Genomic DNA, 11964 nt, shown 5'->3' on the forward strand with positions numbered 1-11964 from the left:
CGGCAAAAGCCTAGCGCTGGGCTTCGAAGTTGAGCAGTTTGCTGGCTACACGGTTGCTGTCGACCTTGTAGCTGCCATCGGCAATCGCTGCTTTCAACTCGGCCACGCGGGCTTTGTCGACGGCAGGCTGATCGCGCAGCTTGTCAGTGACCTTCTGCAACTGTTGAGCCTCATTGCTGAGGTGTACCGATTCCCCGCTTTTTGCGGTACCGGCCGTTTCGGCCTGGGTATTCAGCGGCGCGGAGGTGCCGGTTTCGGCGGTTTCCTTGGCGTTGCTGGTACGCGTACTGCCCGTAAGTGACGAGGAGCTGTTCAAACGGCTGAAATCGATGACCATGTTAAAAACCTCTGGGAATTTGGACGCTTGCCATGTTCTCGGCCATTCCCTGGAAAACTTTAGGCTCACTTTGCAATGAGCTGCATGTGCCGAAGCGTGTCCTGCTGCGGCACAGTTTAGGGAAGCGTCGGGGCTGGCGCCAGTTTTCTGCTCGAGCGTTTTACATGGCGACTTCCACTTGGCCCGGCGCGATGACCTGCGCCTTGATTACCCGGTTGGAATTGAGGTTTTTCACTCGGATCTGTTCTTTCAAACCGCCATTGGCCAGGGCTTCACCGGGCATGCGCACGGCGAGTGTGCCGCTGCGGGCGATGATGACCACCTGATCGCCCTTGCGCACCACTTCTGCCTGTTCCAGATGCACGAGGGTAATCACCTGATCGGCTACCGTTGGTCGGGTTAATTTCTGCCCGATGGCTTCATCCACCGACGTCAGAAAACCCTGATTGATCTGGCTGATGTCGCGTTCACGCAAGGTCACGTCTTGCGGCTCGATAATGCCGGCGCGTTTGAGCGGTCGGGTGGTGGTGACAATCTCGCGAAACAGGCGGACTTGAGCGGGCACGAACACCGTCCACGGCGAGCTTCCTTCGCACCGGACCTTGACCGTAACCCGGCCCAGCGGACGTGCAGGACTCTCCAGCGACGCTGTCAATTCCTTGTCGCACATAGGCATGCGCATACGCGGGTCGAGCTGGTTGACCTCGATTTCGTAGCGGCCTTCGGTTTGACTGGTAGCCAGATAGTCTTCTACGGTGAACTCAAGAAAGCCCTGAGTGACGCCGATAAGCATGTCAGGCAAGGTAACCGTATCAGCACCGGCAGGGCTGCCAGCGAAAAACAAGCAGACGGCAGACGTCGCGCACAGCGCTTTGCGGGTGCGGGAGGTCAGGCGTCGGAAAAATGTCGTTTGAGCGTTCATACGAGTTAAAAAGCAAGCGCCGTGCCGTTTAGCAATGAATGTGCGTCGCAACAACACTTGGCGTTGGTGTAGGAGTCTGGGCATGGCTGGTGTAATGGATTCGGTGAACCAGCGCACGCAACTGGTAGGGCAGAATCGCCTGGAGCTGTTGTTGTTCCGTCTTGACGGTCAACAGCTCTACGGAATCAACGTGTTCAAGGTGCGGGAAGTGCTGCAATGCCCGTCGCTGACGTTGATGCCCAAGTCCAGTCCTGTCGTGTGCGGGGTGGCGAATATCCGGGGGGCGACCATTCCGATCCTTGATCTGGCAATGGCGACCGGTTCCGGGGCGTTGAAAGACAAGAACAGTCCGTTCGTGATCATCACGGAGTACAACACCAAGACCCAGGGTTTCCTGGTTCGCTCGGTGGAGCGCATCGTCAACATGAACTGGGAAGAGATCCATCCGCCGCCCAAGGGCACGGGGCGCGATCATTACCTGACCGCTGTGACTCGAGTCGACAATCAGTTAGTCGAAATCATCGATGTCGAGAAGGTGCTGGCGGAAGTCGCGCCGACGCCGGAAGCGATTTCGGTCGGCGTGGTCGATGTCGAGACCCAGAGCAAGGCGTTGTCGCTGCGGGTGCTGACGGTCGATGACTCGTCGGTGGCGCGCAAGCAGGTCACGCGCTGCCTGCAGACGGTCGGGGTCGAAGTGGTGGCGCTGAACGATGGCAAGCAGGCGCTGGACTACCTGCGCAAGCTGGTCGATGAGGGCAAGAAGCCGGAAGAAGAGTTCCTGATGATGATTTCCGACATCGAGATGCCGGAGATGGACGGGTACACCCTGACGGCGGAAATCCGCAGCGATCCACGCATGCAAAAGCTTCATATCATCCTGCATACTTCGTTGTCGGGGGTATTCAATCAGGCGATGGTCAAGAAAGTCGGTGCCGATGACTTCCTGGCCAAATTCCGTCCTGATGACCTGGCATCCCGGGTAGTCGACCGGATCAAAGCAGCAGATATCAGCTAGGGGCCTTCTGCCCCTGGCGGTCAACACGATTTAAGAGGCGGCATCATTGTCTACGGGTAATTTGGATTTCGAACAGTTCCGGGTCTTCCTGGAAAAAGCCTGTGGCATTTTGCTCGGTGAAAACAAGCAGTACCTGGTCTCGAGCCGTCTCAACAAACTGATGGAGCAGCAAGGCATCAAGTCCCTGGGTGAGCTGGTACAGCGCATCCAGACCCAGCCGCGCAGCGGTTTGCGCGAGCAGGTGGTCGATGCCATGACGACCAACGAAACCCTGTGGTTTCGCGACACCTATCCGTTTGAAGTCTTGAAAAACAAGGTGCTGCCCGAGGCGATCAAGGCCAGCCCCAACCAGCGTCTGCGGATCTGGTCGGCGGCATGCTCGTCGGGTCAGGAACCGTATTCGCTGTCGATGTCGATCGACGAGTTCGAGCGCAGCAACCTTGGTCAGTTGAAGATGGGCGTGCAGATCGTTGCCACCGACCTGTCCGGCAGCATGCTGACCAACTGCAAGACCGGCGAGTACGACAGCCTGGCAATCGGTCGCGGTCTGTCCGCTGATCGCCTGCAGCGCTACTTCGACCCGAAAGGGCCGGGGCGCTGGGTGATCAAGGCGCCGATCAAGAACCGGGTGGAATTCCGTTCGTTCAACCTGCTCGACAGCTACGCCAGTCTGGGCAAGTTCGACATCGTGTTCTGCCGCAACGTGCTGATCTACTTCTCCGCCGAGGTGAAGAAAGACATCCTGTTGCGCATTCACAGCACGCTGAAGCCGGGCGGCTATCTGTTCCTTGGCGCGTCCGAAGCGCTGAACGGTTTGCCGGATCATTACCAGATGGTTCAGTGCAGTCCGGGGATCATTTACCAGGCGAAGTGAAACAAAGCATCAGGCATACAAAATCGGGAGCCCCAAGGGCTCCCTTTTTTATGCCTGATGCTTTGTTTCATGTAGGAGCTGCCGAAGGCTGCGATCTTTTGATCCTGTTTTGAAGGATCAAGATCAAAAGATCGCAGCCTTCGGCAGCTCCTACAGGGAGAGGTGTTAACAGGACGAAGCGGCAGAAAAGCGGCAGGCAGCGGAAACCGGTTGCCGCTTTTCTGGCATTGCCGCTTTGCCGATTCCCCGCAAAGCCCCGGTTTACGTGGGTTTTTGTGTTTGGCACGGCGCTTGCTAAAGCTCAGGTACGAAAAACCGCTCACCCGAAGGTTCCCGACATGAGCATCAGCTTCGATAAAGCGCTCGGCATTCACGAAAAGGCATTGGGTTTCCGTGCCCAGCGCGCTGAAGTGCTGGCCAACAACATCGCCAACGCCGATACCCCGAACTACAAGGCTCGGGATCTGGACTTCTCCAAAGTGCTCGAAGCACAGAGCCAGAAAAACGCCAACGGCACCATCGCCCTGAACATGACCAACAGCCGTCACATCGAAGCTGAAGGCCTGGGCAATGGCGACGAGTCGCTGATGTATCGCACGCCGATGCAGCCTTCGATTGACCAGAACACCGTGGATGCTCAGCTGGAACAGTCCAATTACGCGGAAAACGCCGTGGGCTTCCAGGCCAGCTTCACCCTGCTCAACAGCAAATTCAAAGGGCTGGTATCGGCCCTGCGCGGAGAGTAATCCATGTCCCTGTCCAGCGTTTTCAACATTGCCGGCAGCGGCATGAGCGCACAAACCACGCGTTTGAACACCGTGGCGTCGAACATCGCCAACGCCGAAACCGTTTCGTCGAGCATCGACCAGACTTACCGCGCCCGTCACCCGGTGTTCGCCACCATGTTTCAGGGCGGCCAGAACAGCGGCAGCAACTCGCTGTTCCAGAGCCAGGACGCCGCAGGGCAGGGCGTGCAGGTACTTGGCGTGGTCGAAGACCAGAGCAACCTCGAAGCACGCTACGAGCCGAACCATCCGGCCGCTGACGCCAAGGGCTACGTGTACTACCCGAACGTCAACGTGGTGGAAGAAATGGCTGACATGATTTCCGCGAGCCGGTCGTTCCAGACCAACGCCGAAATGATGAACACCGCCAAAACCATGATGCAGAAGGTACTGACCCTCGGTCAGTAATAAGGGGCGACTGCCATGAGTGTTTCCGATACCACCAGCAGCCTGAGCATGAATGACATCCTGGCGAACTCCTCGAAGAAAACGAGCAGTACGACCACTGATGGCATTGCCTCGGCCACCAACAGCTCCACCGGCGGCCAAGCCCTGGGCAAGGATGCGTTCCTGCAATTGCTGGTCACCCAGTTGAAAAACCAGAACCCGCTCGACCCGCAGGACAACAGCGCCTTTGTTGCGCAGCTGGCGCAGTTCAGCAGCCTTGAGGGCATCACCACCCTCAACAGCACCGTCAGCTCGCTGGCCGGCAATTACAACTCGTCGCAGGCACTGCAGGCGTCGTCGCTGGTCGGTCGCAACGTGATCGTGCAGACCAACACCGTTCAACTGGACGACCCGAGCAAAGGCATGACCGGTTCGGTCACCGTTCCATCGTCGATTGCCGGCGGCACCGTCAGCATTACCGACAGCAGCGGCGCGGTCGTTCGCACCCTCGATCTGGGCAGTCGCGCCGCAGGCAGCGCGAGCTTCACCTGGGACGGCAAGGACAAGGACGGCAACCTGGTGAAGACCGGTACCTATACCGTCAAGGCCAACGCCTCGATCAATGGCACCTCGACCGATATGGCGACCTACCTGCCAGCCACGGTCAACAGCGTGACGATCAGCCAGACCGGTGGCGAGCTGATGCTCAACCTGTCCGGCAAGGGCACCGTCGCCCTGTCCAAAGTACAAACCATTGGTATATAGAGCCGACTAACCGGCACAAAGGAGTGGAATATGTCTTTCAATATCGGCCTTAGCGGTCTCTATGCAGCCAACAAACAACTGGACGTGACCGGCAACAACATCGCCAACGTCGCGACCGCCGGTTTCAAATCGTCCCGTGCAGAATTCGAAGACGTCTACTCGGCCACTCGCCTGGGTAGCGGCAGCAAGGTCATCGGCAACGGCGTGCGCCTGGCCAACGTGTCCCAGCAGTTCACCCAGGGTGACATCAACAACACCGGTAACGTGCTGGACATGGGCATCAACGGTTCCGGCTTCTTCACCATGAGCAACAACGGCTCGATCACCTACACCCGTGCCGGTACGTTCAAGGTCGACAACGCCGGTTTCATCACCAACACCGACTACACCTCGCGTCTGCAGGGTTACGGTGTGGACGCCAACGGCAAGATCATCAACGGCGTGTTGACCGACCTGAAGATCGACACCTCGAACCTGGCGCCGAAGTCGACTTCGTTGGTGACTTCGAGCATCAACCTGAACTCCTCGGCAACAAAAATCGTCGATACGGGCGCCAACGCTGTCGTGTTCGATCCGACCAAGCTTGCGACGTACACCAAGTCATTCAGTACCCCGATCTATGACACTCAGGGCAACTCGCACGTCATGGATCAGTACTTTGTGAAGACTGATGACAATACCTGGAAGGTTTACACCTTGGTGGATGGGCGCAATCCGGACGCTACCGGTAGCGATCCAAGCGATCCTGCCACTCCTCCGGTTGCTTCGACACTGACCTTCGACAGCTCTGGCAATTTGACTCAGGTCAGCACGCCAGACCCGCTGGATCCCCTCAAGCCGATCATCAGCAGTGACTTGAAGCTGACCGGCTGGGTACCGGGTACCGTGACCAACGGCAAATTCACGCCTAACGGCGCGGCTGCCAACGCCAATGGCGTGACCATTTCCATGGCCAAGACCACTCAGTTCAACGCAGACACCGCGCGTTCGATTCCGACTCAGGACGGTTACGCCACCGGCCAGATCACCAACCTGACCATCGACGGTACCGGTACCCTGTTCGCCAACTTCAGCAACAACCAGAGCAAGGCCATCGGCCAGGTTGCGCTGGCCAGCTTCACCAACGAACAAGGCCTGCAGGCTGTCGGCGGTACCAGCTGGAAAGAAACCTTCGCCTCGGGTATCCCGGGTTACGATGCACCGGAAACCGGTACGCTGGGTTCGATCGCGTCCAACTCGCTGGAAGAGTCCAACGTTAACCTGACCAACGAGCTGGTGGACCTGATCAAGGGCCAGAGCAACTATCAGGCGAACGCGAAGACCATTTCGACTCAGAGCACCATCATGCAGACCATCATTCAGATGACTTGATTGCTGGAGCCGGCTCTACTAAAAACCGACGCCTTGATGCGTCGGTTTTTTTTTGCGTAAACGGAATTTAATTTTTCAATTCTCTACCGTTCGTCGGCTCGTCTGGTGTGGAACTTGCTGACGCCACGAGTAACAAGCGGTGTCCGTCAAATTTTCGTACGGTCTGCCTCACATTGCAGCGACAGGCTGCTCGGAAACGGATGTCATAAAAAACACTGCCTCGCCTGCTCAACCCCACAAATAATCAAACCCAGTACACCTTCAAGAGAGGGTCAACCCCGGAGTGTCTGGCGTTTCTGCGTAGTTTCGACACACAACACAAGGAAGATGTAATGGCAGTTATAAATGGCACCAACGCGGCAGATACCCTGGTGGGTACCGCGGGTGATGATCAGATACGTGGCTTTGCCGGTGATGACATTTTGAATGGTGGCGCCGGCAATGATGTGTTGATGGGCGGGGAGGGGGCCGACCAGATCAATGGAGGAGCGGGGATCGACATCGCCAGTTATGAAGATGTGACCAACGTCATCCCCGTGACGCTGAACCTCAAGACGGGTGTGCACACCGGTGCCGCCAAGGGTGATACGTTTACTGACATTGAAGTTTTCAGAGGTACGAATTGGGGGGATACCTTCGTCAGTGGCGCCGCCGCCGATAGCTTCGATGGCCTGCAGGGCGGCGACGTCCTTGATTACTCAACGTCGGCTCAGGCCATCAGTATCGTCTCGGCCGTTGCTGCAGCGGGCACTGGCACGGGTGGTGACGCTCAGGGCGATACGTTCACTAACGTGGAAACTGTCATCGGTTCGGCCTTCAACGATACATTCACCCTCACCGGTGGTGGACTGACCCTCAATGGCGGCGCGGGCAATGACGTCTACATCATCAATGGCAATACCAACGCCGGCATCATCGAAGCCTTCGGCGGTGGTGATGACGAAGTTCGCACGACACAGAACACCTCGTATCTGGCGGCCAACGTCGAGCGCCTGACCTTCACGGGTACGGGTAACTTCAAGGGTGTTGGTAACGCAGGTGACAACATCATCACCGGCGGTGCGGGTGACGACGTGTTGACGGGTGGTGCAGGGGCTGACCAGTTGATTGGCGGTGCCGGTTTCGATATCGCCAGCTATGAAGAAGTCGTGAATGGCATCGGCGTGACCCTGAACCTCAAGACCGGTGTAAACACAGGTATCGCCTTGGGCGACAGCTACTCCGGTATCGAACTCTACAAGGGCACCAACTACGGTGACACCTTCGTCAGCGGTGCAGCAGTCGATAGTTTTGATGGCCTGCAGGGCGGCGATGTCCTCGATTACTCAACCTCGGCGCAGGCCATCAGTATTACTTCGGCCGTTGCTGGGGCGGGCACTGGCACGGGTGGTGACGCTCAGGGCGATACGTTCACTAACGTGGAAACTGTCATCGGTTCGGCCTTCAACGATACATTCACCCTCACCGGTGGTGGATTGACCCTCAATGGCGGCGCGGGCAATGACGTCTACATCATCAATGGCAATACCAACGCCGGTATCATCGAAGCCTTCGGCGGTGGTGATGACGAAGTTCGCACGACACAGAACACCTCGTATCTGGCGGCCAACGTCGAGCGCCTGACCTTCACGGGTACGGGTAACTTCAAGGGTGTTGGTAACGCAGGTGACAACATCATCACCGGCGGTGCGGGTGACGACGTGTTGACGGGTGGTGCAGGGGCTGACCAGTTGATTGGCGGTGCCGGTTTCGATATCGCCAGCTATGAAGAAGTCGTGAATGGCATCGGCGTGACCCTGAACCTCAAGACCGGTGTAAATACAGGTATCGCCTTGGGCGACAGCTACTCCGGTATCGAACTCTACAAGGGCACCAACTACGGCGATACTTTTGTCAGCGGCGCTGCTGCTGATAGCTTCGACGGTCTTCAGGGTGGCGATATTCTCGACTATTCGACCTCTGCCCAAGCCATCAGCATTCTGTCTTCCGCTGTGAATGCGGGAACAGGCACTGGTGGTGACGCTCTAGGGGATTCGTTCATCAACGTGGAAACCGTGATCGGCTCTGCGTTCAACGATACCTTCACCCTCAATGGCGGTGGGCTGTCGTTGAATGGCGCGGCGGGTAATGACGTCTACATCATCAATGGCTATTTCAACGGCGCCATTATCGAGGCTGCTGGCGGCGGTATTGACGAGCTTTTTACCAACCAGGCTGACATGACCCTGGCAGCCAACGTCGAACGCCTGACTTACACGGGCACGGGCAACTTCACCGGGCGTGGTAACGCGGGCGAAAACATCATTTCAGGTGGCGCTGGCAATGATGTGCTCATCGGCGGCGCAGGTGCTGACCAGCTCATTGGCGGCGCCGGTATGGACACCGCGAGTTATGAAGATGAAAGGACGGGTGCCGGTGTCACCATCAACCTGAAGACAGGTGTGCATACCGGTCTGGCTCAGGGCGATACCTTCGACAGCATCGAGGCCATTCGTGGTTCAGCCTATGGCGATACCTTCTTCGCCGGAACGGGCGCCGACATTCTGGATGGTGCGGGTGGTCTGGACAAACTGGACTATTCCCTCTCCGATCAGGCAGTCAGCATCACCGTCGCCAATGGCGCCGGTACAGGCTTGGGAGGCGACGCTCAGGGTGATCAGTTCAGTAATATGGAGTGGGTTATCGGTTCGGCTTACGGCGATCGGTTCACTGTCAATGCAGGCCTCACGGTGGCGGTTGGTGGCGCTGGCAACGATGTCTACGTCGTCGACGGCACGGGCGGTTTCAATATCGTTGAAGTGGCAGGCGGCGGCGATGACGAGGTGCGTACCAGTCAGATCAGTGCCGGGTTACACGCAGAGGTCGAGCGCCTGACTTATACCGGTAGCGGCAATTTCACCGGGCGCGGTAATGCCAGCGACAACGTCATCACCGGTGGTGCAGGCAATGATGTGCTGTCGGGTGGCGCAGGTGCTGACCAGCTCATCGGTGGTGCTGGTATCGATACCGTGAGTTATGAGGATGATGCCAGTGGTGCAGGGGTAACGCTCAATCTGAAAACGGGTGTGCACACTGGAATAGCGGCCGGGGATACCTTCTCCGGTATTGAAGCCTTCCGTGGTTCAGCCAATGGCGATACGTTCGTTGCCAGTTCTGCTGTTGATACCCTCGATGGTGCCGGCGGCGTCGACAAGCTGGATTATTCCGGTTCTGCGCAAGCCATCGTCATGTCTGTCGCCAATGGCGGCGGCGTTGGGGGGGGCGGTGATGCGCAGGGCGATGTGTTCAGCAACTTCGAGAACATCATCGGGACCGCCCAGGATGATCAGTTCACCCTTACTGCGGGCTCGATGACGTTCACCGGTGGTGCGGGCAACGATGTCTACATCGTCAACGGTAACTACACCCTGAATGTCATTGAGGGCGTCGACGGCGGGTATGACGAAGTACGTACCAGTCAGGCCGACGTGACACTGGCAAACAATGTCGAGCGCCTGACCTATACCGGTGTCGGCAATGGCACTTTCACCGGCCGGGGCAATGCGAGCGACAACGTCATCACTGGCGGCAGCGGCAATGATTTGCTTATGGGGGGGGGCGGTGCGGACCAGTTGATCGGCGGAGCCGGTACGGACACTGTCAGCTATCAGGACGATTACAGCGGTGCTGGCGTGACGCTGAACCTCAAGACCGGCGTACACACCGGGATTGCGGCCGGGGACACTTTTTCCGGAATCGAAACGTTCCGTGGCTCATCCTTCAACGATATCTTCGTTGCAAGTGCCCAGGTCGATATCCTTGATGGTGCTGCTGGAACCGCCGACAAGCTGGATTACTCCAGTTCTGCCCAGGCTGTCGTCATGACGGTCGCCAATAACGCCGGCACGGGCGTCGGTGGCGATGCACAGGGCGATGTGTTCAGCAATTTCGAGAACATTATCGGGACAGTCTTCGACGATCAGTTCACGGTTACGGCCGGAACCATGACATTCAGTGGTGGGCTGGGTAATGACGTCTATTTTGCCACCGGCACAGGTTCGGTACTGGTTAACGAACTGGCGGGAGAGGGAGACGATGAGGTCCGTACCAATCAGGTCAACTACACCCTGAACGCAGAGGTGGAGCGTCTGACCTATACCGGCACCGGTAACTTCATCGGTTTCGGTAACGCCGGTGACAACATCATCACCGGCGGTGCAGGCAATGACACTCTGTATGGTGGTGCGGGTGCGGATCAACTGATTGGCGGGGCAGGTTTTGATATCGCCAGTTATGCCGACAGCGGTTCGGCGGTTATCAGCACCAAAACCGGCGTTGCCAATGGCGGATCGGCTGCAGGGGATACTTACAGCGGTATCGAGCAAATCAACGGTTCCAATACTGGCGATATCTTTATTGGCGGTGCTGGATTGGATCGGTTTGATGGTGGCTTCGGTGTCGATTTCCTGAGTTTTGCATATGAAACCGAGGGCGTTACCTTCAATCTCAGTGCTCCTCTTGTGACGGGTGCTGGTGCGGGAGATGTGTACACCTCCATTGAAGCCTTCCAGGGCTCCAGTTATGCGGACACCTTCACGGGTAGTGCCGGCGCGGTTGAGAGTTTTGTTGGCGGCGGCGGTGCGGATGTGCTGACGGGCGTGGGGCGCGGTGATGCCGCGTGGTACGTCAACAGCGCTGCCGGGGTTCAGGTGAGCCTGTTGACCGGTGCTGGCACCGGGGGCGATGCCGAGGGAGATGTGTTGAGCAACATTGATAACCTGGTCGGTTCCGCGTTCAACGACACGCTGACGGGTAACGCATTGGCCAACATGATTGAGGGCGGAGACGGTAACGATATCATCGACGGTGGTGACGGCAATGACGTCCTCTACGGCAACAGCTTTACCATTACCGGTGCACTGACGGGCGTGTCCTCGACCGACAATCAAGCAGATATCATCCACGGCGGCAATGGTAATGACTACATTTCGGGCTACGTGCGCGACGTTGGTTCGATCTATTACGGGGATGCCGGCAATGACAAGATCACCGTCGTTTCCGGTATCGCCGATGGTGGCGATGGCGATGACGAGCTGATAGCTATCGGTAATGGCTACGAGCTGCGTGGCGGAGCGGGTAACGACAAGTTGTACCTGAGTGCGTCGGGTGATGGCTATGGTGGTGAAGGAAGCGATCAGTACTTCGTGGCCTCAAAAACCATGGTGGCGATTTTTGATGAGGGCAGCTCGGGCAATGACACTGTTACCCTGAGGAATATTCAGACGTTCAGTGACGTCGTACTCAAGTCCAATGACCTGGGAGTCTATATCTTCAATAAAGCCGATTTCCAGAGCGGCAACCTGAATTCCGGTGTATTCCTCAAGGACTGGAATGCGGGCGCCAATACCATCGAGAAGTTCTACACCAACAACGGTGAATCCTTCACCATTCCTGTCGTAGGGCAGGCAATGTCCGAGTCATTCACAGTCTGACAAAAGGCGTTGTATGAATAAAAACGGCGAAGCCTAC

General features: G+C 57.4%; 9 protein-coding genes. 7 read left to right on the forward strand and 2 right to left on the reverse strand.

The genetic code is table 11. The annotated features are described in order from the left end of the window. Positions 1 to 10: 10 nt before the first annotated feature. Both flgM and flgA read right to left on the reverse strand, forming a co-directional pair. The gene (flgM, locus tag AB1J88_RS28275) at positions 11 to 337 is read right to left on the reverse strand and encodes a flagellar biosynthesis anti-sigma factor FlgM (RefSeq protein WP_041074296.1); all 327 of its coding nucleotides are present in this window, start codon (positions 335 to 337) and stop codon (positions 11 to 13) included. Positions 338 to 497: 160 nt separating this feature from the next. Beyond that, positions 498 to 1259: a flagellar basal body P-ring formation chaperone FlgA gene (gene flgA / locus AB1J88_RS28280; protein ID WP_081755196.1), complete on the reverse strand. Its 762-nt coding sequence runs from the start codon at positions 1257 to 1259 to the stop codon at positions 498 to 500. Positions 1260 to 1341: 82 nt separating this feature from the next. On the opposite strand from flgA, the gene AB1J88_RS28285 reads away from it, so the two are divergent. The 7 genes from AB1J88_RS28285 (at position 1342) to AB1J88_RS28315 (ending at position 11927) form a co-directional block, all read left to right on the forward strand. Further along, positions 1342 to 2274 carry a chemotaxis protein CheV gene (locus AB1J88_RS28285; RefSeq protein ID WP_041074300.1) on the forward strand — a complete coding sequence of 311 codons (933 nt, stop codon included), beginning with the start codon at positions 1342 to 1344 and terminating at the stop codon, positions 2272 to 2274. Positions 2275 to 2320: 46 nt separating this feature from the next. Continuing rightward, on the forward strand, positions 2321 to 3148 hold the full coding sequence (gene cheR / locus AB1J88_RS28290; protein ID WP_007963053.1) for a protein-glutamate O-methyltransferase CheR: 828 nt from the start codon (positions 2321 to 2323) through the stop codon (positions 3146 to 3148). 338 nt (positions 3149 to 3486) lie between these two features. After that, a complete protein-coding gene (flgB, locus tag AB1J88_RS28295) occupies positions 3487 to 3894 on the forward strand; it encodes a flagellar basal body rod protein FlgB (RefSeq protein WP_025112931.1) in 408 nt (135 codons plus the stop codon). 3 nt (positions 3895 to 3897) lie between these two features. After that, complete coding sequence (flgC, locus tag AB1J88_RS28300) at positions 3898 to 4341, forward strand: flagellar basal body rod protein FlgC (protein WP_003227217.1); 444 nt, start codon at positions 3898 to 3900, stop codon at positions 4339 to 4341. 15 nt (positions 4342 to 4356) lie between these two features. Next, the gene (gene flgD, locus AB1J88_RS28305; RefSeq protein ID WP_145594382.1) at positions 4357 to 5085 is read left to right on the forward strand and encodes a flagellar hook assembly protein FlgD; all 729 of its coding nucleotides are present in this window, start codon (positions 4357 to 4359) and stop codon (positions 5083 to 5085) included. Between the two features lie 30 nt (positions 5086 to 5115). Next, positions 5116 to 6456, forward strand: coding sequence for a flagellar hook protein FlgE (gene flgE / locus AB1J88_RS28310; RefSeq protein ID WP_145594380.1), 1341 nt, complete (start codon positions 5116 to 5118; stop codon positions 6454 to 6456). A gap of 332 nt (positions 6457 to 6788) precedes the next feature. Beyond that, on the forward strand, positions 6789 to 11927 hold the full coding sequence (locus tag AB1J88_RS28315) for a beta strand repeat-containing protein (protein WP_430292583.1): 5139 nt from the start codon (positions 6789 to 6791) through the stop codon (positions 11925 to 11927). The last annotated feature ends 37 nt before the right edge of the window (positions 11928 to 11964 follow it).

The sequence above is a fragment of the Pseudomonas sp. S8 genome, assembly GCF_050473925.1.
GTDB classification, from domain to species: Bacteria; Pseudomonadota; Gammaproteobacteria; order Pseudomonadales; family Pseudomonadaceae; genus Aquipseudomonas; species Aquipseudomonas parakoreensis.

Bases quoted from the DNA above. Each gene is read 5' to 3' on its own strand.
- flgA (WP_081755196.1), bottom strand. From the start codon at position 1,259: ATGAACGCTCAAACGACATTTTTCCGACGCCTGACCTCCCGCACCCGC.
- AB1J88_RS28285 (WP_041074300.1), top strand. From the start codon at position 1,342: ATGGCTGGTGTAATGGATTCGGTGAACCAGCGCACGCAACTGGTAGGG.
- flgB (WP_025112931.1), top strand. From the start codon at position 3,487: ATGAGCATCAGCTTCGATAAAGCGCTCGGCATTCACGAAAAGGCATTG.
- flgD (WP_145594382.1), top strand. From the start codon at position 4,357: ATGAGTGTTTCCGATACCACCAGCAGCCTGAGCATGAATGACATCCTG.
- flgE (WP_145594380.1), top strand. From the start codon at position 5,116: ATGTCTTTCAATATCGGCCTTAGCGGTCTCTATGCAGCCAACAAACAA.
- flgC (WP_003227217.1), top strand. From the start codon at position 3,898: ATGTCCCTGTCCAGCGTTTTCAACATTGCCGGCAGCGGCATGAGCGCA.
- AB1J88_RS28315 (WP_430292583.1), top strand. From the start codon at position 6,789: ATGGCAGTTATAAATGGCACCAACGCGGCAGATACCCTGGTGGGTACC.
- flgM (WP_041074296.1), bottom strand. From the start codon at position 337: ATGGTCATCGATTTCAGCCGTTTGAACAGCTCCTCGTCACTTACGGGC.